This is a genomic window from Croceitalea sp. W27 (assembly GCF_055693185.1).
In genome coordinates, this window is record NZ_CM146327.1 from 1,505,800 (window position 1) to 1,530,000 (window position 24,201).

Sequence of the window (24,201 nt, forward strand, 5' to 3'; positions counted from 1 at the left end):
TTTGAAATTGTCATTTTTTTATTTTTCGTTCAAAGAGTTGTAGTTTATCATTATTATTGGCAACCACAATAATATCTCTATTTGCTATTTTCATTTGAAGAAGATTTTTGGCATCACCATAGGTGAAAAATCCACTTTTAGTATTGTCTACGATCTTAAAATTGCCCTTACCATCTCCTAAGAGCAAAACGCCAATACCGGCATCGCTTCTTGGTGTTTCTATTTCGGATACGTAAAGGTTACCGACCAAAAGCACATCTAAATATCCGTCTCCATTAAAATCATCTGCTATGGCATCATTCAAATTGGTCAATTGTGCTTCGGAAGGAAGCTCTTTCATCTTAAAACTGCCGTTACCTAAATTTTCTACGTAATATGATGCAAAAGTATTTGCTTGGTAGTGCAGTGCATTCTTTAAGTCCGCTTCCCCATATATCTCGCTGATTTCCATTGAAGCAAAAAGATCGTATTTTTTAATTTCTTTCTTTAGCCCTGGTATTTGTTCCGAAGAACACGAAAACCCTCTAAGCGGATAATGCTTGTTGTTATTATGGTATCCTAAAACAATGTCTCCAATTCCATTACCGTCAAAATCCTTGTAATAAATATCAAAAGGTTCTGTTGGAGAAGTCTTGTATTTGTAGTTAAGTCCTAAGTTACCAGCAATAAAATCAATATCACCATCGGCGTCAAAGTCACCAGGTATCGTACTGAACCACCATCCGACGGTGTGCTCAAATTCTGGAATATTTTCTTTGCTTAAACTCCCTCCATTATTCGAAAAAACAGTGATTGGCATCCATTCACCTACCATAACCAAGTCTAAATCATCATCCATATCATAATCTAACCACATGGCATCGGTCACCATACCTACATTTTCAAGCTCTGGAGCCAATTCTGTCGTCGCATTCTTTAGACTACCATTGTCATTTAAAAACAATGTACTTGACGCCGGAAGAGGGTATTGATGTGGCACATGCCTACCACCAACAAATACATCTAAATCGCCATCTTTATCATAATCTGCAACTACCACCTTAGAACCGCTGTCTCTACCTGCGTTCAATAAAGCTCCTTTTTTAAAACTGCCGGTACCATCATTTAAGTATAGTCTATCTGCATAATGAAAGTCATTTTTTGCATACTCGTTACCGCCACTAACCACATATAAATCTTTGGAACCATCGCCATTTACATCAAAAAAAATAGCATCTACATCCTCATACGGCGCTTCTCTTTTCCAAAATTCAATATCAGTTTTCACAAATTGTCCATTGGCATTTTGAATCATTATCGCAGGCTCAAAACCTGAAGCACCTCCAATAAAAAGATCCTCTAAACCATCGCCATTTATATCTGCTTTTGCTAGGGCCGGGCCAAATTGAGATAATTTATGAGGTAGTAAAATTTGATGGTCAAAATCATCAAAATCGTTTTCTTGATGATTGTATACTAGACTTGCTGTTTTCGTAATATCCAGAAATAGATTGTCAACCTTTGGCCTTTTTTTCTTTTCAAAAGAGCTTGCATCCTCCATTGCCAATTTTATCAATGCATTGGATTTTAAATTGGTTTTTATGGTCTTTTTACCATTAGACCAAAAGACTTCTAGCGTATCTATTTTTTTTGAATCCCCAAGACCAAAATGAACATAGGGTTCACTTGTTGAATATATGCCTCTTACATTGGTAGTTTCAAAAAACTGCTCTTGGCCATTTGTTACAATACGCACTCGCGAACCAAAGGTGTTTTTATTGTCTTTATCAACTAGTTGTACTCTTAAATAATTTGAATTTGGAATCGATTCTGAATTATTTCTGTAGACAAAGGCCTGTTCATTAATGTTGTTTACCACCATATCCAGGTCACCATCATTGTCTAAATCTGCGTAAACCGAGCCATTGGAAAACGATTTTTCGTTTAAACCCCAATCATCCATTACTTTTTCGAACTTAAAGTCTCCCTTATTTTTAAATGCGTAATTTTTCAACGGCTGTGATGGCAAAATGTCAAGAGCTTTATCCAAATCCAGTATATCCCAAATACTAACATCTCCCGCATTAGGGTTTTCGGCAATCCATTTATTGGCCGTATCCAAAACATACTGACCCACCTCTTTATCCGCATCCGTATTTCTGATGTCACGCAATAGCCCGTTCGTTACATATGCATCTTTTAATCCATCATTATCAAAATCTGCCAAAAGATTGCTCCAGCTCCAATCTGTTGCTTCCATTCCTGTAAACTGTGCTACATCACTAAAAGTTCCATTACCATTATTTTTTTGAACGGTATTGTACATATATTGATAATGACCGCCATCATTGACCACTTTCCAAAAAGCGTCGATATTCATTCCGCTCATGTTAGATTTAAGCCTAAAATTATCTTCAGCTACCATATCTACAACAAAAATATCAAGCTGATTATCGTTATTTATATCGGCAATATCTACCCCCATACTGTAATAGGGCATGTGCTTTAATGCCTCATTGGCTTTATTGGTAAAGGTTCCATCCCCATTATTGACGAATAGAAAATCAGGAGCATAAAAATCATTGGCAACGTAGATATCTACAAAACCATCATTATTAATATCGCTTGCTGAAACCCCATTGGGAAATCCGGTAATAGCAACGCCAGCTTCTTTTGAGACGTCTTCGAATTTATCACCTTGATTTCTATATAATTTTAAGTGGAATTCTGGTTTAAGTAGCTCCGATCCTCTATATTCTGAAAAATTACCAGGATTTGGAGGCTGTGTTAAAAGAAACAGATCTAACAAACCGTCGTTGTTATAATCTAAAAAAGTAGCGTGTCGTGTACGTTGACTATTGGCAACTCCATAGGCAGCACCCATTTCCTTAAAAGTAGCATCGCCGTTATTTATGTAAAGTAAGTTTGTTCTTAGCTCGGGTTTATTATCATACAGCTCCCTACTGACATAAATATCTTGAAACCCATCATTATTAACATCTGCAATGGTCACTCCGGTTGACCAGCCATTATCCTTTGAAATACCCGATGCTGCTGTCGCATCTGCAAATTGAAGGTTTCCTTTGTTAAGGTAAAGCTTATCAGGCACCAGATTGCCAGCAAAAAACAAATCTTGCAGACCATCATTATTAAAATCTCCCACACCTAGGCCTGCACCACCATAAAAATTGGCATATTGAAATATACTCAACTCCTTTTCGTCTTTTATATCATTAGAAAAATTAATACCTGTTTCTGCCGAAGTCAATAAAGAGAAACGCGTATTTGGTATAACTTCTTCTTTATCACATGAAACAACCATGATAAAAAAAGAACTAAATACTATAAAGATGGTGTACTTTTTAAACACGTTCTAAAGCTATAAAATTTAATTCTTAAAATAGATAAAGGAGAGTCGCCTCTCCCTTATCTGCTTGAATAAAACTAAACTAACTCATTAATTAATGAGGAAAAACTTAAATTATTCAACATCCCACCACATTCTGGTAAAGAATTGATCAGCTCCTTGTCTTGCAAGCACCGCTTGATAATTCTCAGCATTGGTAGTTTGTTCGCGCTCAAAATATCTTAACCTTCTTGGAATCTCACCGTTACTTTCATTGCCAGGATAATTATTTGGTGTTAAAGCAGGAATTCCTGTTCTTCTCCAATTCGCATAGGCTTCAATATGATTTAAAAAGGTCACAATCCAATATTGTGTATTTACTTGAACCAAACCGTTTGCAGCATCATAAGGGTTTGCTGCTAAGTAATCAGCAATTTCAATGTCTGTAATGCTTTGGTCACCTACATTATATAAATCTAACTGCCTCATAGCAGCTTCTACCCCGGCAGCGTAGTTTGATGCTGCATCTGTTCCTATTCCCCATCTTATATTTGCTTCAGCTAACATAAATGCAACTTCGGCATAAGTCTGGAAGAAATAAGGGTCATCTTCTCCAGTAATCAAATTTCTATTAGGTTCGGAAAAGTTATTTAAATCATCTCCACCAGGAATAGCTTGAACCGTTGTTCCATCCAAACCGTTAGATAAACCTCTTTGTAATGCAGGATCATTAGAACCACTGGTATTTCTATCTCCATCATCATCTGGAAGAGCGGCATAAATACGCATTCTTGGATCGCTTGTACCACTCAAAGCATTGATAAAGGTATCACTCATACGCATACTATCATCTGCTTGAAAAACCTGACCGTTACCATTTCTATTGATACCTTCCGGACCATTCGTATGTCTCATATAGGCGATGTCGTCATTTGACTCCATAACCCCACCATCAATAGCTCTTTGTGCCCATTGTTGTGCTGAGGTTGCATCGACTTTAATTAGTCGAAGCCCTAGACGTAACATCATCGAATAGCCAAATCTTCTCCATTTGCCCTGGTCACCATCAAATAATACATCTGCACTCCCAAATTGCGAAGTACCATCTGGCAAAGCAGCCGTAGCCTCAGCCAATTCATTTAACATATCTGCATAAATCTCGCTTTGTGGATCATAGGCTGGTTGAAAAACACCATCAATAAATCCCTTTCCTGCTTCACTGTAGGGTACATCTCCGTACAAATCAGTGATTTTATGGTATACAAATACCCTCCAAATTCTCGCAATAGCCAGCATATCATCAGAGTATTGTCCTTCTTCATCTGTTTCCAGTTGATTAATGATATCTTCAATGCCCTTGACATGATCATTATATCCTCTTTCAAACCAAGCACCAGACCATTGGGCATTATATAAATAACGATCTCCAGCTCCCAAACCACTAGGGTTTGCCATATGCTGTATCATGTAAGAACTATAAATTATGTTCGCTCTCCAATTTTCGAATCGGTCTCCTGCCGTAAACAATAGATTAGCAGTAAACTTGGGTCCTGGATCTAAAGAGGTTGCCGCATTAGGATTTACGTTTATATCTTCAAAACCTTCGTCACAGCTTAATAATACACTAAAAGCTGCAATTAATATTAGTATTTTTCTCATAGTGTTATTTTTTAAAATTTAACATTTAATGTTAGACCATAGCTTCCTATGGGCGGAAGTCCAAAATATTCTAAGCCTTGTCCATTTCCAGCATTAAAAGCTGATTCGGGATTTATATTATCTGTCGCACGGGATAAGAAAAATAAATCCCTCCCCACAAATGATATACTGGCACTTTGAATAAAAGTATTCTCTAACATGGTGCTTGGAAATGTGTATCCAAAACTCAATTGTCTCAACTTTATAAAATCAGAATCATAAGTTACTTCTTCAGCTATTGCACCTAACCTGCCATAGTAAGCTTGCAAAGTTGTATTATCATGGGTGAACGTAAAAGGATTACCAGCTTCATCAACTCCACTGACCGTTAAACCACCTTCTCTACCTACCAGGGTATTTCTATGCAATCCATTACCATAAGCAATAGCATTTGTACCTGAATATACCTGACCACCAAATTTACCATCTATCAAGAAGCTTAGATTAAAATTCTTATAATTGAACGAATTGTTCCAACCAACGGTCCATGGCGGTACACCATCGCCTAAAACTTGTCTTTCTGGATTAATTACGGGAAGACCTGCTGCATCGTAAACAATCTGCCCGTTATTTCTTAAATAGGCAGTTCCAACAATTTTACCAAATCGTTCTCCAGGTCTTTGAAGAATATTAGCAGCAAATGTTCTTACATTTCCAATATTTAAGTCACCATCCGAATCATCTGTTGAAACAATTAAACTTTCATTAAATGTGAGGTTCAAGCTTGAGTTCCATCCAAAATTCTGATTACGAATAGGAGTTCCTTTCAATAAAACCTCAATACCCTTATTTTCCAGTACCCCAATATTGGAAAGTACATTGCCAAATCCAGAAGCGTTGGAAATATTTACCGGTAAAATATCGCGTTCTGTCCTATTGTTGTAATAAGCGATATCCAACCCTAAACGATTGTCAAAAAAGCTTAAATCTAAACCTATCTCCGTTTCTGTCTTCACAAATGGTGTTAATGCCGCATTAGGCACAGTACCACTATCTATTCTTCCTAGTGGTTGTCCTAGGTGACCCTGACCAAAGATTGAAAATGGCAAGTTCAAGCCATAAGGAGTTTCGGCCCCACCACCAACTTCAGAATAACCTAATCTCAATCTACCAAAACTTAACCAGTCTGAGTTCTCCATTAGCTGAGAGAACACAAAACTAGCACTAGCCGAACCATAAAATTCATTATTTGGTGTCTCTTTGTTTGCCGCACTTAGAGTGGAAAACCACTCGTTACGCCCGGTCACGGTTAGGTATAGGTAATCTTGATATGAAAATTCAGCTTGTCCATAAAGTGCAGAAAGAGCTAGTTCTTCCAATCTTCTGGATCTACTGGCATTCTCCACATTTCCTAAAATTTCTAAAAATGGTATTACAAAACGCTCACCTCTTAAGAAAAGAAAATCACTTCTTTGATTGTTCTTATTTGCTCCAAAATTCGCTACTATTTTAAAATCAGAGGAAATTTGTTTATCAATTCCTAAAATAATATCAGCATCGACCTGAGTTAGATTATTCTCTTGTTCATTTATTGCACCAAGTGGTGTAAAGGCAGTTCCATAACCTTCAATTACAGTACCTCTAATAGTTTGGTGGTCAATACCAGCTCTTGCTGTAATATTCAACCAATCCAGAATATCATATTTTAAAGTTGCAGAACTTAAGATTCGATTTTTTCTGTCGAATGTTCTAAATCTAGATGCTGCCCAATATGGGTTTTGAATAAACGGATTAGAAGAAATTTGATCTTCTGTTCCATCTTCTCTCGCCCCATTAGTTGCAGAACTTAAGTCTTCAACATTTACATTCGCAGGAAGTACCGCTGGAGCAAAATTTGAATTACCTGGGGTATCCGAAATTCTTGGTCTATTATTGACCTTCTCCACGATATACCTTGCGCTTAAACTTAACGAGAATTTTTCGTTGTGCGTGGCACCTAAATTCAATGAAAAAGACTTACGATTTAGACTAGAATTTGGCACTACATCTTCATTGTCCAAATTGGTAATACCAAAGCGGTAGTTAAAGTTTTCCCCAGCCTTGGATAAAGCAACAGTATTTATAAAAGTGGTTCCCGTTCTATAAAATCTACTTAGATTGTCACCAGCATCGGTATATGGTCTGGAAACACCATCATACTGTATAGAATTTGCCGTACTCCCTAATCTTGGACCCCAAGAGCTAAAAGCATTGTCCAAAGCCTCTTGAGCAGAAGTTGGTGCTACTCCTTGACTACCTTGACCATATTCTCTTTGAAAGTCACGTACACCCTCTTGTATGTTATCAAAAGTAACTTGTGAACTATAATCAATACCAAAGCCATCTTGTTGCTTACCATTTTTAGTGGTAATAATAATAACGCCGGCAGAGGCTCTGGATCCATATAACGCAGCGGCCGCACCACCTTTTAATACACTTACCGATTCAACATCATCAGGGTTTACACTTGAAATACCATCACCAAAATCCGAACCGCCCCATTCACTTGCAGCTCCTAATTGGGTATTGTCAATTGTAACCCCGTCTACGACATATAAAGGTTGATTACCTCCATTTAAACTTGAGGCACCACGAATTACAACCCTACTAGTACCAGCAGCACCGGTAGCTGGTGGGGTAATATTGACCCCTGCAACTTTACCTTGCAGGGCATTTAATGCATTAGTGGTCTTTACTTCAGCAAGTGATTCACCTTCCAATTGTGTTACCGCGTAACCTAGAGAACGCCTGTTTCTTTCAATACCCAGAGCCGTAACAACTACTTCGTCTAAGCTTTCCGCATCATCGGCTAAAGAGACATTTAGTGTTACTGTTCCTGCAGCCGACATTTCAGTTGTAGCATAACCCAATGAAGAAAATACAAGTATGGCGTCATCCGCAACACTTATATTATAATTTCCGTCGAAATCTGTAGAAGTTCCATTTGATGTACCCTTTTCCACAACATTTACACCGGGCAAAGGGTTTCCACTTTCATCCGTAACTGTACCTGTCACGGTTTTGTTCTGTGCCATTGCTCCTTGAAATACAAGTATTAAAAAAAGAAGCATGCAATACTTTAGTTTTTGTTTCATACTAGTTTAGGTTTACTTTTTATTGAGTTCAGTTTTTGGTTAATGAAATGTTAAGTTTATATATACTACGCTAGAATTGTAAAAATTTCGACCAATGACAATTGAGGAAAGCTAGACGAAGAAATTTGATCAACTACTATTTTTGGTAATGTTTGGTAAAGGGGGTTCAAACTCCTTTTAGTTATATACTTAAGAATTCGTTTTATTAATTACTAGCAGTTAAGTTTTTTACCACTAACAGGTGTTCACTAGATAGTGCCGGACCATCAAAAATTGAAACCCCCTTAGCCCCATTGGCTTTTGCGATTAGAATCGCTTTTTTGAGTTCTTCTGGGGTAAAATCAGGAATATAAAGTCCTGTGTGGAGCTCGGTCTTCTTGCCAACTAAATCGTTTACACCTTGCCGTGTTGCATAACCTATCCAGTCTAGCTCTTCATTATAAAAACCATGGTAAACCATTGGCAATACCACATCTATATTCCATTTATCCCAACGTTGTCGTACCATATGGCCCGCCATTTCAGGATAAGGAAAAACCGCCGCTGTCAAATATTTATCGTTCTGATGGGCAATTCCATAAGCCTCATCAACGATTCGCTTTACCTGATTTAATCTAAAATTTTTCCATTCTATATCAATCTCTGGATGCTCCATATCCCTTGGGTTCTTGTGATGTAATTTTTCGAATTCTGAAATACATACTTCACAATAACAGAAATCGAATTCGGGCAACTCAGTATTCTGTTCTAGATTGTATTTTGGTAACAAGCCTATCGGTAAAAAAATATCTGAATATCTGATATAGTCTAAATGAACGCTTGCAACACCTTCTACCTTTGCAAGGCCTTCCACCAAAGAAAGAATATGCTTTCTAGACTCAACTCTGGTCGGACACATCCATTTGTAATAACCTACATAGGGCGGGTTGTCATAACATGATTTTCCATCTCTACTAACTGCATACCATTCTGGATGTTCTTGGGCAACTTTATCTCCGGGGCGGTTTACCGTAAACATCCAAGCGTGCACTTCCAATCCTTCGTTTTTGGCCAACGGTGCCACTCTTCTTAAAAGTTCAGCATCTGTACCTGTATTAATTAGAACCGCATCAAAACCTGAATTGCGATATTTCTTGAATTCTTTAATGTAAAAGGCATCGGTTTTCGTCTCGTTCGCTGTGAACCACGTCCAAAATTTAAACTCATCTTTTCTATTATTAAAAGTGGTTTTTTCAGCATCCTTGGCTTTCTTTTTTTTAGCCATCATTTGGTTATCTAAAAAACCAACTGCTAAGAGAGACAACAAAACAGCTATCAGAATCTTAGCGCCATTGCCTTTATTATTTGATGCTGTTGAACTTTCCATCTTTACTTATAATTAGTTTTTTATTGGTATAAGGGCTCAAAACCCAAAGGTTCCATCCTAACAAATGCTTTTCTAAATTCAGCGATATCGAGGTATCATCATTCACAAATTTGTCAGGAATTTCATAATTCAAGTCTTCATGTAATTTTCTGTACTGCTCGTATAACTTCCATTTCAACTTCTCATCTTTTGGCAACTCGAATTGAAAACCGCTAGAACTCAATTCATCTGAAAAATAGACATAGCCCCATCTTTCGGGTTCGTGCATATTGATTACCTCTTGTGGTGACCATACCCAATTATACTCGGGCATATACTTACCTGCGGCATCCTTTTTTCTCGAATAGTTCTTGTCAGAAATATCAAAATCCCAGTTAACCCTAGAAAAATTAATACGCCAAAACTGATTAGCTGGAGCCTTATTACTATTTGAGGCTTCTGTAATAGCAACCCAGGGAATCGCAATTTCTATACTCCATCCCTTATCTTCATCACTTGGGTGGTTTAATGTTCCCTCTATTTTAATAGCAGATTTAAGCCCCTGAATATCCCAACTATCTAATACTTTTCCCCCATTTCTATAAGGCTTTGTTAAAAACAAATCCCAAGCCGTATTCAAAGCATTGATCTCTAATTCATAATAATTATGGGTATCGCCATCAGGGTCTATGAATACCTCGAAATCATTATTGTAGAAAATAACCGTGTCTTTTTTCTTTAAATCGCCCCATACATGTGGCTCCTCCAGTTTTGCAAGCAAATAAAAGTATGTATCGTTCCACGCCATCTTCACTTTGGTATTGTACTTGGGTGCTTTAACACCTTCAATATCAATGAAATTATCTGACCATGGTATGAACCGCCAAGCCACCTCATTTTCATTGCCATCAATTAATAACTCTTGGTCTATTTTAAAGGCGGTATAGATTTTTGGTATTGGTTGAGAAATTGAACAATGCATTCCTCCATACATTAAAAAAAGAGGTAGTAACATGCTCTTGACGAACTTCAAATCTACCCTAAAAAGATTCTCTTTTTTAGATTTATGGTAGTCTATACTATGGTCAGGGAATGATATCACAACTTTTTTATCTTAATAATATTCATAAATTTAGAGCGAACCAACTAGAATTTTAGACCAATAACCCTCGAGATTTGACAAACAACTCATGAAGAATAAAGTAAGTGCTTTTCAAGATTTAGGAATGAATGGTGATTACAATGATTTCTTGTTAAAACCAAAAGAAAAGCAATATAATATCACCTACAAACACCATATCATCTTTTGGAGTATTTATTTCTTGTTCAATACATTGCGATGGGGAAGTTATTTTCAAGACTATGATTATTCATTAAAATCAAATTTGATAGGTTTTCCTATTCATATGGCATTGACCTATTTTAATATTTACTTTTTAATGCCAAGGTTTGTCTATAAAAAGAAGTACTTTTTATATACTTTACTTATTGTAGCCTCACTTTTATTGATGCTATTCGCCAAGTACTACCTAACCTATTATTTTGTTACAACCAATGTCTGGCCCGAAGGTCCGGAGCCCATCGAGGTTATCACCTTCAACTATTCCATTCAAATGATGTTAGGTGAACTCTATGTGGTATCATTTGTGACGGCCATTAAAATTACAGTTGATTGGCTGGCCGAACATAGTAAATTACATGAATTGGAAAAGCGACAACTAGCCACTGAATTACGATTTTTAAGATCGCAGGTGTCTCCGCATTTTTTCTTCAACACTTTAAATAATATTTACGCTTTAACTTTAAAAAAATCGAGTAGGGCCCCAGAAGTTGTGCTTAAGTTATCAGAATTGATGAGATACCTTTTATATGCAACAGACAAGCGAAAACAAAGTTTAAAAAATGAAATTGAGTGCCTACAAAATTATATTGATTTAGAACGAATACGCTTTGACGACTCTCTTGAAATCGATATCGGACTAACAGGTAATATGGAAGGTAAGACCATAGCCCCCATGCTACTTATTCCCTTTGTTGAAAATTGTTTTAAGCATGGGGCCAGTAAGAATATCGGAAAAATGTCCATTTCTTTAGATATTGACGTAAAAGATGATTTTCTTTATTTAAACCTCAAAAATACCATACCGAAGAAGGCAGAAAATAACAAAATACCTACCAGAAGCGGTGGCATCGGTCTTTCAAATGTAAAAAAGAGACTTGAATTAGGTTACAACACCGAAGATTATGAATTAAAGATTAAGAAAAAGAATAAAAAATTTCACGTTTTTCTAAAACTAAAAGTCTAATCAACATGATATTAAAAGTAATTATTATAGATGATGAACCTTTAGCGATCAACGTTATTGAGTCTCATGCGGAAAAAATTGACCAACTAGAAGTTGTCAAAACGTTTTCCAATGCGGTGAATGCAAGTATCTTTTTGCAAAGCAATACGGTTGATTTAATCTTTTTAGATATAAATATGCCCGTTTTAGACGGCTTCGGATTCTTAGAAACCTTAAAAAAGAAACCAATGGTTGTGATTACCTCTGCCCATGCAGAATACGCCTTAAAGAGTTATGAGGTAGAAGCTATTGACTACCTCGTAAAACCAGTATCTTTTCCGCGGTTTTTAAAAACTGTGAAACGGGTAATAGACCTACTTTCTAAAAATGAATCGATTCATCAAAAATCAAATGAAAACCCTAGTATCTTCATCAAAATAGATAATAAAAAGCTTCAAAAAGTATATCTGAACGAGATATTGGTAGTTGAAAGTCTAAAAGATTACATACGAATAAAAACAACATCGGACAAATACATAATTCACAAGACCTTAACTGGTTTCACTGATGAACTACCTAAAGATAAATTCATAAGAATTCATCGTTCGTATACTGTGGCTATTGATAAAATACAATCTGTAGAAGGTAATAGTGTCGAGATTGATGATATTAGGTATACAATTGGTCGGAGCTATTGCGACGAAGTAAAGAAAAAGATATTAAGCGACTATCATTCTTAACTAAAAAAGCCTCTAATTTCTTAGAGGCTTTTTTGTGGGCGCTGAGGGATTCGAACCCCCGACCCCCTCGGTGTAAACGAGGTGCTCTGAACCAACTGAGCTAAGCGCCCCAATCTTTTCCCGATTAGGGTGTGCAAATATAGCACCATTTTTTATTTGGCAAAAAGAATCAACTAAAAATATTAGACAATTTCTGCAACCACAAAAGTACTGCCACCAATATACAAGAAATCGTTTTTCTTAGCCCTACTCTTGGCAAATTCTAAACCTTCTAAAACTGACTTGTAAGCTTCTCCATTTAAATCAAAATCTTTTGCTAATTGTTGTAGTTTTTTTGCCTGCAAACCCCTTGGAACGTTAGGACATACAAAATAATACATTGCGTCTTTTGGCAGCATGGATAAAATAACATCAAGTTTTTTATCATTTACAAAACCTACAACCATGTGTAGTTTGTCAAAAGATTGTCGTTTTATCTGATTTAGCACCAAAGTCAATCCCTCTTTGTTATGGGCGGTATCACAGATTATTTTGGGCTCTTGCCCCAATTGTTGCCATCTTCCTAATAAACCTGTGTTTTTCACAACACTAAGTAGCCCCTTGGTAATATGCTTTTTTTTGATTTTAAAACCTGTCAGCTCTTTTAAACAAGCCAAAACTCCTTTTACGTTTTTAGTTTGGTACTTGCCTAACAAATCTGTAGGATAAACTGCATTATTCTTTTGGTCGGCAAAAACAATACTTGATTTTTTCTGTGATGCCAGCATACTAAATATACCTTTTGTCTCAGCCTGAGTTTCGCTAACAACCACCGGAACTCCTTTTTTAATGATTCCTGCCTTCTCTAAAGCAATCTTTTCAAATGTATCCCCTAAGAGGTGGGTATGGTCGAGACCTATATTCGTAATCAACGAAACTTCTGGAACAATAATGTTGGTAGAATCTAAGCGACCCCCAAGGCCCACTTCAATAACCGCAATATCTACTTTCTGTTCAGCAAAATAGTGAAATGCCATGCCTACGGTCATTTCAAAAAAAGAAAGTGCGTTCTCTTCCAAAAAAAACTTATTGATAGCAATGAACTGCTTTACGTTTTTTTTACTGATTTTTTTTCCATTAATCTTTATCCGTTCCCTAAAATCTTTTAGGTGTGGAGAAGTGTATAGACCTACTTTATAACCCGCTTCTTGTAATACAGATGCCAACATATGGCAACTAGAACCCTTGCCGTTCGTACCAGCAACGTGAATAGACTTAAATTTCTTTTCAGGATTTTCTAAGTGAAGTGCAAAGTTGATACTATTATCAAGCTTATCTTTAAATGCAACTTTTCCTTTTTGCTGATACATTGGAAGTTGGGCAAACATCCAATCTAAGGTCTCTTTATACCTCACTACTGCCCCAATTTAAAATTGACCACCACAAAACCGATTTGCTGTGTAGGGGCTTTAGCATCAAGATTCCATTTATGCAGAAATGCAGTTTTTCTTGCAGGTTCTAGTAAACAAGGCGCATTATTAGTGGTGCCCTTCACACCAGGTGTCGCTTTGATTACCTTTCCGTTTTTATCTACTACGATACGTACTACGACCCGACCATCTTCATTACATTCTTGTTGCACCTTACCTTTACTTACCAAAGATCTTCCATTAAGACCATAGCCTCCTGTTCCACTTCCGCTGCCAGGGGCTCCATAATAACTTGTGGCATACGGATTACCGGAAGGATTTCCCTTATCACCAGCTTTGTTATCATCGCCCTCACTGCCAGAATCATTTCCATCAGATTTACCAATGCCGCCCATTAAAGCATCCAATTTTTTCTTCTTAGCTTCTTGTTCAGCTAGTTTTCTTTCTTCTGCTTCCCTTTTTTCACGTGCAACACGAGCGGCTTCAGCTTTTTTTCTTTCAGCGGCCTCATCAGCTTTACGTTTAGCTTCTCGCTGCTGCTTAATTTTTATGGATTCCTCACTCTCTTGCGTTATGAGTTTTTCTGTGGGGGACTCTTTTTCTACAACTTCTTCTTCAACAGGCTTTTGCTCTAAGACTTCTTCGATTTTTTCCTGAACCTGCTCAGGTTCATTCGGTGTTTCGGGAATATCCAAAGGTTCTGACCTTATCTTCTCTTTTGGCTGAACTTTTCCGCTACCAAAATCCATTGTACCAAAATTTATGGCAATTCCGCTTTCTTCAGGTGGGTCTAAATAGGTAAGTCCTATATAAAATAACAGCAGCAGAAGAACACTTAATAAAAGTGTAGTAAGTGTAAATGATTTTTTCTTGTGTCTCGTGTCTAAAAGTGGCATTATTTTGGCCGCACGGCCAGAATCACCTTATAGTTATTCTTGTTGGCAATGTCCATCACGTTAACAGCCTCTTTAATGGCTACGCTTTGTTCTGCCCTTAGGATAATTGTTGGCTTCTCTTGACCTTTTAGTGCTTTTTTTAATTCAATTTCAATGTACTCTCCGTTAATCTGTTCATTATTAACGTAATATTTCAAATCTTTATCAATAGTGACCGAAACATTCTGTGTGTTCGTAGACTTTCCTTTGGCTTTTGGCAAAAGTAAATCTAAGGCATTAGGCGCATTAGATGTCAGCATAAAAAACACCAATAACAAGAAAACAATATCTGTCATTGAAGACATGCTGAACTCTGGACTAACCTTATTTCTTCCTTTTAACTTCATTATAAAATTATATAGGCTCGTTAAGTAAATCCAAAAACTCTACTGCGTTGGCCTCCATCTTGTGCACTACTTTGTCAGTTCGGTTTACCAAGTGGTTATATCCTATATAGGCAATAATTCCTACCACTAATCCAGCTACCGTTGTCGTCATCGCAGTATAGATACCTGATGCTAAAGAGCCCATTTCTGCTTGGCCACCACTACTTGCCATTTCATGAAATGCCAAAATCATACCAATTACTGTTCCTAAAAAACCGATCATTGGGGCAGCTCCGGCCACAGTGGCCAAAATACTTACATTCTTTTCTAATTTATAGACCTCAAGAGTACCCGCATTTTCAATAGCGGTATTGATATCATCTAAAGGTTTCCCTATACGTGAAACGCCTTTTTCCGTTAAACGAGCTACAGGAGAATCTGTCTGCGCACATAACAATTTTGCTGCTTCAAGTTTACCGTTCATGACATGGTCACGAATTTGATTCATAAAATTTTTATCAATTTTAGAAGCTGCTTTTATCGCAAAAATTCGCTCAAAATAAATGTATAGTGCTACAAAAAGTAATATGAAAAGCACTGAAATAATAACGATACTCCCTGTACCGCCATTAACAATTAAGTCAATTACTGAAAGTGTTTTTTCTTCAGAAATAGATGCCATAGTTTCTGCACCGTCTTCCAAATCTTGAAATAGTATCATAAAGTATCCCCAATTTAGTTGCAATAATAACGCAGTTTTGGGAATAAAATTATGCTAAAGAACAAAATCACGTAAAGCAATAAATACTATTCCCCCTGCAACAAAGCCTATAAAGGCCAACCAGGCGATTTTCTTTAAATACCAGAAGAAATCTATTTTCTCCATACCCATCGCAACTACACCTGCAGCAGAGCCTATAATTAGCATACTACCACCTGTACCAGCAGAATAGGCAATAAAGTGCCATAATGGATGGTCTGGGCCCTCTGAAAACATGCCCATACTTGCCGCTACCAATGGAACGTTATCGATTACCGCAGAGCCAACACCAAGTAACATTACTACGATATCCCTTTGTGGTATGGCTTCATTCAAACTTTCGGCATAATTAAATAGAATACCTAAAGATTCTAAGGCAGCAACAGCAAGTAAGATTCCTAAAAAGAACAATATACTGGGCAATTCAATTTTGGTCAATGCAGAATGTACTGGGCTATGATGAGAGGCTTCATGATGATCCTCGTCCATAGCCGAACTAATACTAAACTTGGCATTACTATAAATTTCGGCAAAGGTAGCTACCACGGCCAGTGAAAGCATCATGCCCACATATGGTGGTAAATGCGTAATTGTTTTAAAGAATGGAACAAAAACGATAGCTCCTAATCCTAAATAAAGCATAGTAGATCCATATTTTGATTTTGAACCTTCTTGCTTCTCCTCAATATCTACCTGACCTCTAAAAGCTTTAAATCTGCTTGCAACCAAGGTTGGCACAATCATACAAACTATTGAAGGCAACAGCACATGTAAAACTAATGAGCCAGCTTCAACCTTGCCCGCTATCCACAACATAGTAGTAGTTACATCACCAATCGGAGACCAGGCCCCACCTGCGTTGGCATTAATTATTATTAGACCTGCAAACCACAATCTAGTTTCACGATCTTTAATTACTTTCTGTAGGATGGTTATTAAAACAATTGTGGCCGTAAGGTTATCAATGATAGCCGATAAAATAAAGGCTAGAATGGAAAAAATCCATAGGAGCTTGCGCTTGCTGCGCGTTTTAATGTATCCTTTTATGGTAGCAAAGCCATCAAAGTAATCAATAATCTCTACTATGGTCATTGCACCAAGTAAAAACACCAGTATTTCAGCGGTTTTACCAAGATGATGCAGTAGTATTTCATCTATATGTGTGGGCTCCAACTCTTTGAGCCGGGCGTTGACTTCAAAAACATCTAAATGGGCCAAAGCAATGATAGCCCATAGAATCGCCATCATTGCCAGTGCGGGAATAAGTTTGTCAATTTTTAGATTATGCTCTAATGTTATGGCTAAATAACCCGCAAGAAATATGATTATAATTATGGTTTCCATTTTCAGTTGGTTTTAAAAATGATTTCGTAAGATTATAAATAATTAGGTGATGTCCTAAAGATATTTAAACTAAGATGATTTTCATCATCTTATTAGGTACTAATATAAGGATTGATAAAAAAGCCTCCCAAGACAGGGCTATTTTTTTTGAAAATTCAATTATTCTTGTATTTCAGCTAAAATCTCTGAAAAATCAACAGGCAAGCCATATATTTGCACTATATTTTTATTTATTTCACAATAGTATGGACTTTACCCTTTCAGAAGAGCAATTAATGATTCAACAAGCTGCAAGAGACTTTGCACAAAACGAATTATTACCAGGTATTATTGAGCGAGATGATGCTCAGAAGTTTCCAGCGGAACAGGTTAAAAAAATGGGGGAACTTGGTTTCCTTGGTATGATGGTTGATTCTAAATACGGTGGTAGCGGGCTAGACACGTTATCTTACGTTATTGCTATGGAAGAACTCTCGAAAATAGATGCCTCGGCATCCGTTATCGTTTCGGTAAACAATTCCTTAGTATGCTGGGGTCTAGAAACCTTCGGAAATGAAGAACAAAAAGAAAAATATTTAACGCGTTTGGCATCAGGAGAAATCATCGGTGCCTTCTGCCTTTCGGAACCTGAGGCCGGTAGCGATGCTACTTCCCAAAAAACCACAGCAATTGATAAAGGCGACCATTATATTTTAAACGGAACAAAAAACTGGATAACCAACGGAAACTCTGCCGAAGTCTATCTGGTTATTGCCCAAACAGATGCTGATAAAGGACACAAAGGAATCAACGCCTTAATAGTTGAAAAGGGTGCGGAAGGATTTGAAATAGGCCCTAAAGAGAACAAATTAGGCATTAGAGGTAGTGATACACATTCTTTATTATTTAACGACGTTAAAGTACCGAAAGAGAATAGAATAGGAGAAGATGGTTTTGGTTTCAAATTCGCGATGAAAACATTAGCTGGCGGAAGAATTGGTATTGCGGCTCAAGCATTGGGTATTGCCGCCGGAGCGTATGAGTTGGCTTTAAAATATTCAAAAGAACGTAAAGCATTCGGGACTGAAATCTCTAATCATCAGGCAATCGCTTTTAAATTGGCCGATATGCATACCAAAATTGAAGCTGTCCGTCATTTGGTCTACAAAGCTGCTTGGGATAAAGACAACGGTAATGATTATACCTTATCTGGGGCAATGGCCAAATTGTACGCTGCAGAAACAGCTATGGAAGTAGCAACGGAAGCCGTACAAATTCATGGGGGTAACGGGTTTGTCAAAGACTATCACGTTGAACGCATGATGAGAGATGCTAAAATCACCCAGATTTATGAAGGCACCTCAGAAATACAAAAAATAGTAATCTCTAGGAGCATTCTAAGAGATTAAGAATTTATAATGATATTTTTATTTTAAGCACCCCTATATAATTTAGGGGTGTTTGTTTTTATTTCTATTTTGTAGCGACTAAGTCGCACAAATAATCGACCAAACCCCTGTTCAATTCGCTTTACGCCTTAAAAACGTCCATTTTTTGTTGTCAACCCAGAAAATAATAGTCTAAAATTTTCAATTTGATAATTTGCAAGGTGCTTAATTTACATATTGCATATTTTTTAACACTTTTTTATATCTACTGATTTTTTTCTTGCATTTAAATTAAATCTTAATTAATAATTCAATGCTTATGATATTTTTGAAGAAATACCATAATCATGAAGCTAGAAAAACAAGGGTTATATCTTCCCGAATTTGAACACGATAATTGTGGCGCAGGGTTCATTTGCAGTTTAAAAGGAAAAAAATCCAATGATATTATCCATAAAGCCTTGGAAATACTTGTTAAGCTTGAGCACCGAGGCGCTGTAAGCTCTGATGGTAAAACCGGAGATGGCGCAGGTATTTTAATTGACATTCCGCACGATTTCTTTGTTGAGGAGTGCGAATTTGGTCTTCCTAAAGCAGGAGAATATGCCGTGAGCAATGTTTTTCTTCCTCAAAAAGAAAATCAAAGAACATTCTGTATTTCTGTATTTGAAGAAAATATAAAAAAGCAAGGCCTTCAATTATTAGGGTGGCGCGATGTGCCTGTAAACAGAGCTATTCCAGGCAGAATTGCTACGGAAACAGAGCCTTTTGTAAAACAAGTGTTTATTGGAAAGCAAAATGAATTAGATGATTTTCAATTCAATTTAAAACTATTTATAGCAAGAAAAATCACGGAGCACACTATAATCTCATCTAAATTATCTCAAAGTCAGTTTTTCTACCTACCCAGCCTATCGACAAAAATTATCATTTTTAAAGGGCTTTTGATTCCTGAGGATATCAGTAGATATTATAAAGACTTGCAAGACCCAAGGGTTGTAACAAGGCTGGCTTTAGTGCATCAACGTTTTTCTACAAACACTTTTCCTACTTGGGACTTGGCACAACCTTTCCGCTACATGTGCCATAATGGCGAAATAAACACATTACGCGGCAATGTTGCACGCATGAAGTCTCGTGAAGAATTGATGCAAAGCGATTGGTTTGGTGAAGACATCAAAAACATTTTACCTGTTGTGCTGCCGTTAAAATCAGATTCCGCCAGTATGGATATGGTCGTTGAACTGCTCTTAATGACCGGAAGATCACTTCCAGAAGTTATGATGATGTTGGTACCGGAAGCTTGGGAAAAGAATACAGAAATGTCGGAGGCCAAAAGGGCCTTCTACGAATACAATTCTTGTTTAATGGAGCCATGGGATGGCCCCGCCTCAATACCTTTTACAGATGGAAACTATATAGGCGCGGTGCTAGACAGAAACGGACTTCGCCCCTCAAGGTATACCGTAACTAAAAAGGGTTATGTAATCATGTCTTCCGAAACGGGTGTGGTAGATTTACAGCCCGAAGATGTTGAGTTTCACGGTCGTTTAGAACCCGGAAAAATGTTTTTAGTGAATATGGAGGAAGGCCGCATCATAAACGATGAAGAGGTCAAAGAAACTATTGCCAAAAAACATCCCTATAAAAAATGGCTAAATAATAATTTGGTTCATTTAAAGGACATTCCCTATAACGACTGCCCTGTTTTCTTTGGTGAATTTCCTTTGGAAACTAGACGTTCCGCTTTTGGGTACACCCAAGAAGATATCAATACCATTATTATGCCTATGGCAAAAAATGGAAAAGAACCGATTGGCTCTATGGGTTCAGATACGCCCATTGCCGTGCTTTCTGAGCGTCCACAATTAATTTACAATTACTTTAAGCAATTATTTGCCCAAGTAACAAATCCACCTCTTGACGGAATTCGAGAAGAATTGATTACAGATATTAGCCTAACCCTAGGGAGCGACCATAATATATTCGACTTTACAGAAAAACACTGCAGAAAGCTAAAAATTCAAAATCCGGTAATATCAAAAGAGGATTTGGATAAAATAAAAAATTACGATTCGAACCCAGACTATAAAGTAGTATCAATACCTGTTTTATATGAAGTCAATAAAGGTCATAATGGTCTAGAAGAAGCCTTGGATGGTATTTTGAAAAAGGCGATGAACGCCATTGATGATGGTGCAAATATTATCATTTTATCCGATAGAATGGTAAGTAGCGAAATGGCCGCCATACCTGCATTGTTAGCCTGTTCTTTTGTGAACAGTGGATTGGGCAGAAACGGTAAAAGGTCTAAACTTAGCATCATAGTAGAATCCGCAGAGCCAAGAGAAGTACATCACTTCGCCTTACTATTCGGCTATGGGGCGAGTGCAATCAACCCATACTTGGTAAATGAAATAATAGGGCAACAGCTAGAAGAAAATGGTAGCGACGAGTATACCCTTCAAGAAGCTATAGAAAATTACAACAAGGCGGTTGGAAAGGGCATTCTTAAAGTAATGAACAAGATTGGCATCTCCACTCTAAACTCTTATCGAGGTTCTAGACTTTTCGAATGTATAGGGATAAACACCAAGGTTGTTGAAAAGTATTTCCCCAATACTCCAACACGTATTCAAGGTATTGGCTTATATGAAATTGAAAAAGAGATAGCAAAGCGCCATGCAAAAGCCTTTAATACCAAAAAAGTAGCAGCTGATTTAGAATTAGAGATTGGTGGTGAATACAGATGGAGAAGAGATGGCGAAAAACATATGTTCAATCCCCTTAGTATTGCTAAACTTCAAAAAGCTGTTCGTAACAACGAACCGAATACCTATAAAGAATATTCAGATTTGGTAAATGAGCAATCAAAAAATCTGATGACTATTCGTGGTTTGTTCGAATTTTCAAACTACGATCCCGTGCCAATTGAAGAGGTGGAGCCATGGACTGAAATTGTCAAACGTTTTAAGACGGGAGCGATGTCTTACGGCAGTATCAGCAAAGAAGCCCATGAAAATTTAGCCATTGCCATGAATCGTATTGGCGGAAAAAGCAATTCTGGTGAAGGCGGGGAAGATGCAGAGCGATTTTATAAAAATCAATCTGGTGATTGGAAAAACAGCGCCATAAAACAAGTAGCTTCCGGAAGGTTTGGAGTAACTTCAAACTACTTGACCAATGCCAAAGAAATTCAAATAAAAATGGCTCAGGGTGCAAAGCCCGGCGAAGGAGGGCAATTACCAGGGCCAAAAGTAAACCCTGCTATTGCCAAAACAAGAAACTCTACCCCTTATGTAGGTCTCATATCACCACCGCCACATCATGACATTTATTCAATTGAAGATTTATCACAGCTAATTTTCGATTTAAAATCCGCAAATAGAGAGGCAAGAATAAATGTCAAACTTGTTTCCGAGGTTGGCGTAGGAACTGTAGCCGCCGGCGTTGCAAAAGCCAAAGCTGATGTTATACTAGTTTCCGGCTTTGATGGCGGAACAGGGGCCTCACCGCTTACCTCATTAAAACATGCTGGTTTACCATGGGAACTTGGTATTGCTGAAGCACAGCAAACCTTAGTTATGAACGATCTAAGAAACCGAATTGTTCTAGAATGTGATGGACAGTTAAAAACAGGCCGTGATGTAGCTATTGCCTGTTTATTGGGCGCTGAAGAATTCGGCTTTGCCACTGCACCTTTAGTAGCTTCTGGTTGTGTTATGATGCGTGTTTGCCATCTAAATACCTGCCCAGTAGGTATAGCTACGCAAAACCCTGAATTGCGCAAAAAATTTAAGGGAAAACCAGAGCATGTTGTCAACTATATGTACTTCATTGCTCAAGAACTTCGTGAAATTATGGCTAAGCTAGGCTTTAGAACCGTTAACGAGATGGTAGGCCAAGTACAGAAGTTGGATAGAAAAAAAGCTATAAACCATTACAAGGCTTCAGGTATAGATTTGACCCCAATTTTGCATCAAGTTGATGTACCTGCGGGAACAAAATTTTACAACACACAAAAACAACAACACGATGTAGATAAATCCATAGAATTTGACATCATCGCAAAAGCCAATCCTTCTCTATTCAGAAAAGAAAAACTGACTTTAGATTTTCCTATTAAGAATACGGACAGAGCCATCGGTGCAATTTTAAGTAATGAAATATCAAAAGTATATGGCGCCCAAGGGCTTCCAATAAATACCCTCAAAATAAATTTCACAGGTTCCGCTGGGCAGAGTTTTGGTGCATTTGCCACCAGAGGTCTTACATTGATCGTGAATGGAAATACTAATGATTACTTAGGAAAAGGATTATCAGGCGCTAAACTTGTTATAAAAGTGCCCGAAAAATCGACAATTACCCCAGAGGATAACGTTATCACCGGTAATGTAACCCTCTACGGCGCAACTGCTGGCAGGGCATATATCAATGGTAAGGCTGGTGAACGTTTTTGTGTTAGAAATTCTGGAGCAAAAGCAGTTGTTGAAGGCATTGGTGATCATGGTTGTGAATATATGACAGGTGGTGTAGCCGTTATTTTAGGAGAAGTAGGAAGAAACTTTGGGGCCGGTATGAGCGGAGGAATTGCTTACATTTTTGATAAAAACAAAACGTTTAGAAAGCAATGCAATTCTGAAGACCTCAATTTGTTGCGTGTCGAAGAAGACAACGATATAAAGCAGTTGAAAGATTTAATTGAAAGCCACTATAACTCAACATTAAGCCCATTAGCACAACGTATTTTAGAAAACTGGGAAGACTGCCTACCTAAGTTCATTAAGGTATTACCTGAAGAATACAGACAGGCCTTAATACGATTAGAGAATGAAAAAATGGAAACCATATAATTAGATAGCATGGGAAAGACGACCGGATTTATGGAATATGAGCGTAAAGATGAATCTTATGCTCCAGTTAAAGATAGGGTAAAACATTACAAAGAATTCACGAAACCACTTAAAGAAAGTGAGCTCAAAAACCAAGGTGCCCGTTGTATGGACTGCGGAATTCCGTTCTGTCATAGTGGCTGTCCACTTGGTAATTTAATTCCCGACTTTAATGATGCTGTTTACAAGGGTAAATGGGAGAAAGCAACAGAGATTCTACATGCCACGAACAATTTCCCTGAATTTACAGGAAGGCTGTGCCCTGCTCCTTGCGAAGAAGCTTGCGTTCTTGGTATCAATGAAAATCCTGTATCCATAGAAAATATTGAAAAGAATATTGTTGAAACGGCTTTTAAAAACAACTGGATAAAACCTAATCTACCACTAAAAAGAACTGACAAAACAATTGCGGTTATCGGTTCTGGCCCAGCAGGCTTGGCAGCAGCTCAACAGTTAAATCGTGCAGGGCATACGGTAACAGTTTATGAAAGAGATGAAAAGATTGGAGGATTGCTTCGTTTTGGTATTCCTGATTTTAAAATGGAAAAAAATGTTATAGACCGGAGATTGAAAATACTTATAGAAGAAGGTATTCTATTTAAAACAGGAGTTCATATTGGCATTGATATTAAAGCCCAAGAATTGAAAACTAAGTTCGATGCTATTGTGCTCTGTGGTGGAGCTACAATTCGAAGAAGTCT

General features: G+C 37.4%; 15 protein-coding genes and 1 tRNA gene (1 of these 16 only partly in view). 5 read left to right on the plus strand and 11 right to left on the minus strand.

Features of this window, described 5'->3' with window-relative positions; genetic code table 11:
* Window positions 1-10: 10 nt before the first annotated feature.
* The 5 genes from ACZ1GR_RS06885 to ACZ1GR_RS06905 all read right to left on the minus strand — a co-directional run bounded on the left by ACZ1GR_RS06885 (window position 11) and on the right by ACZ1GR_RS06905 (window position 10,544).
* Window positions 11-3,349 carry a VCBS repeat-containing protein gene (locus ACZ1GR_RS06885; protein WP_472611424.1) on the minus strand — a complete coding sequence of 1,113 codons (3,339 nt, stop codon included), beginning with the start codon at window positions 3,347-3,349 and terminating at the stop codon, window positions 11-13.
* A 111-nt stretch (window positions 3,350-3,460) separates the two neighbouring features.
* Window positions 3,461-4,984, minus strand: coding sequence for a SusD/RagB family nutrient-binding outer membrane lipoprotein (locus ACZ1GR_RS06890; protein WP_472611425.1), 1,524 nt, complete (start codon window positions 4,982-4,984; stop codon window positions 3,461-3,463).
* A gap of 11 nt (window positions 4,985-4,995) precedes the next feature.
* Complete coding sequence (locus tag ACZ1GR_RS06895) at window positions 4,996-8,097, minus strand: SusC/RagA family TonB-linked outer membrane protein (RefSeq protein ID WP_472611426.1); 3,102 nt, start codon at window positions 8,095-8,097, stop codon at window positions 4,996-4,998.
* A 205-nt stretch (window positions 8,098-8,302) separates the two neighbouring features.
* On the minus strand, window positions 8,303-9,463 hold the full coding sequence (locus tag ACZ1GR_RS06900; protein WP_472611427.1) for a family 10 glycosylhydrolase: 1,161 nt from the start codon (window positions 9,461-9,463) through the stop codon (window positions 8,303-8,305).
* A complete protein-coding gene (locus ACZ1GR_RS06905; RefSeq protein WP_472611428.1) occupies window positions 9,438-10,544 on the minus strand; it encodes a carbohydrate-binding family 9-like protein in 1,107 nt (368 codons plus the stop codon). Before ACZ1GR_RS06905 ends, ACZ1GR_RS06900 begins: the two co-directional genes overlap by 26 nt.
* An 88-nt stretch (window positions 10,545-10,632) precedes the next feature.
* Here ACZ1GR_RS06905 and ACZ1GR_RS06910 point away from each other — a divergent pair, with 88 nt between their 5' ends.
* Together ACZ1GR_RS06910 and ACZ1GR_RS06915 are read left to right on the plus strand one after the other, a co-directional pair.
* Entirely contained in the window at window positions 10,633-11,748 is a 1,116-nt protein-coding gene (locus tag ACZ1GR_RS06910) for a sensor histidine kinase (RefSeq protein ID WP_472611429.1), read from the plus strand.
* Between the two features lie 5 nt (window positions 11,749-11,753).
* The gene (locus tag ACZ1GR_RS06915) at window positions 11,754-12,467 is read left to right on the plus strand and encodes a LytR/AlgR family response regulator transcription factor (RefSeq protein WP_472611430.1); all 714 of its coding nucleotides are present in this window, start codon (window positions 11,754-11,756) and stop codon (window positions 12,465-12,467) included.
* 35 nt (window positions 12,468-12,502) lie between these two features.
* Here ACZ1GR_RS06915 and ACZ1GR_RS06920 read toward each other — a convergent pair.
* The 6 genes from ACZ1GR_RS06920 to nhaD form a co-directional block, all read right to left on the minus strand.
* A tRNA-Val gene (locus ACZ1GR_RS06920) sits at window positions 12,503-12,577 on the minus strand.
* 72 nt (window positions 12,578-12,649) lie between these two features.
* Complete coding sequence (locus ACZ1GR_RS06925; RefSeq protein WP_472611431.1) at window positions 12,650-13,861, minus strand: bifunctional folylpolyglutamate synthase/dihydrofolate synthase; 1,212 nt, start codon at window positions 13,859-13,861, stop codon at window positions 12,650-12,652.
* Complete coding sequence (locus tag ACZ1GR_RS06930) at window positions 13,861-14,772, minus strand: energy transducer TonB (RefSeq protein ID WP_472611432.1); 912 nt, start codon at window positions 14,770-14,772, stop codon at window positions 13,861-13,863. The genes ACZ1GR_RS06925 and ACZ1GR_RS06930 overlap by 1 nt, the downstream gene beginning before the upstream one ends.
* Entirely contained in the window at window positions 14,772-15,158 is a 387-nt protein-coding gene (locus ACZ1GR_RS06935) for an ExbD/TolR family protein (protein WP_339337558.1), read from the minus strand. The genes ACZ1GR_RS06930 and ACZ1GR_RS06935 overlap by 1 nt, the downstream gene beginning before the upstream one ends.
* Window positions 15,159-15,165: 7 nt before the next feature.
* Complete coding sequence (locus ACZ1GR_RS06940; protein ID WP_377768662.1) at window positions 15,166-15,858, minus strand: MotA/TolQ/ExbB proton channel family protein; 693 nt, start codon at window positions 15,856-15,858, stop codon at window positions 15,166-15,168.
* Window positions 15,859-15,912: 54 nt separating this feature from the next.
* Window positions 15,913-17,241, minus strand: a complete 1,329-nt coding sequence (nhaD, locus tag ACZ1GR_RS06945) for a sodium:proton antiporter NhaD (protein ID WP_472611433.1) — start codon at window positions 17,239-17,241, stop codon at window positions 15,913-15,915.
* A gap of 245 nt (window positions 17,242-17,486) precedes the next feature.
* On the opposite strand from nhaD, the gene ACZ1GR_RS06950 reads away from it, so the two are divergent.
* From ACZ1GR_RS06950 to ACZ1GR_RS06960, 3 genes are all read left to right on the plus strand, one after another.
* Entirely contained in the window at window positions 17,487-18,629 is a 1,143-nt protein-coding gene (locus tag ACZ1GR_RS06950; protein WP_472611434.1) for an acyl-CoA dehydrogenase, read from the plus strand.
* 326 nt (window positions 18,630-18,955) lie between these two features.
* Window positions 18,956-23,461, plus strand: a complete 4,506-nt coding sequence (gltB, locus tag ACZ1GR_RS06955) for a glutamate synthase large subunit (RefSeq protein WP_472611435.1) — start codon at window positions 18,956-18,958, stop codon at window positions 23,459-23,461.
* A 9-nt stretch (window positions 23,462-23,470) separates the two neighbouring features.
* Window positions 23,471-24,201, plus strand: the beginning of a protein-coding gene (locus ACZ1GR_RS06960) for a glutamate synthase subunit beta (protein WP_472611436.1). 736 nt of this gene lie beyond the right edge of the window; the window shows 731 of its 1,467 coding nt (coding positions 1-731); it begins with the start codon at window positions 23,471-23,473; its stop codon lies beyond the right edge, outside the window.

Coding starts and splice junctions, on each gene's coding strand:
- ACZ1GR_RS06890 (WP_472611425.1), bottom strand. CDS start 4,984: ATGAGAAAAATACTAATATTAATTGCAGCTTTTAGTGTATTATTAAGC.
- ACZ1GR_RS06935 (WP_339337558.1), bottom strand. CDS start 15,158: ATGAAGTTAAAAGGAAGAAATAAGGTTAGTCCAGAGTTCAGCATGTCT.
- ACZ1GR_RS06915 (WP_472611430.1), top strand. CDS start 11,754: ATGATATTAAAAGTAATTATTATAGATGATGAACCTTTAGCGATCAAC.
- ACZ1GR_RS06940 (WP_377768662.1), bottom strand. CDS start 15,858: ATGATACTATTTCAAGATTTGGAAGACGGTGCAGAAACTATGGCATCT.
- ACZ1GR_RS06900 (WP_472611427.1), bottom strand. CDS start 9,463: ATGGAAAGTTCAACAGCATCAAATAATAAAGGCAATGGCGCTAAGATT.
- ACZ1GR_RS06930 (WP_472611432.1), bottom strand. CDS start 14,772: ATGCCACTTTTAGACACGAGACACAAGAAAAAATCATTTACACTTACT.
- ACZ1GR_RS06895 (WP_472611426.1), bottom strand. CDS start 8,097: ATGAAACAAAAACTAAAGTATTGCATGCTTCTTTTTTTAATACTTGTA.
- ACZ1GR_RS06910 (WP_472611429.1), top strand. CDS start 10,633: ATGAAGAATAAAGTAAGTGCTTTTCAAGATTTAGGAATGAATGGTGAT.
- nhaD (WP_472611433.1), bottom strand. CDS start 17,241: ATGGAAACCATAATTATAATCATATTTCTTGCGGGTTATTTAGCCATA.
- ACZ1GR_RS06950 (WP_472611434.1), top strand. CDS start 17,487: ATGGACTTTACCCTTTCAGAAGAGCAATTAATGATTCAACAAGCTGCA.
- gltB (WP_472611435.1), top strand. CDS start 18,956: ATGAAGCTAGAAAAACAAGGGTTATATCTTCCCGAATTTGAACACGAT.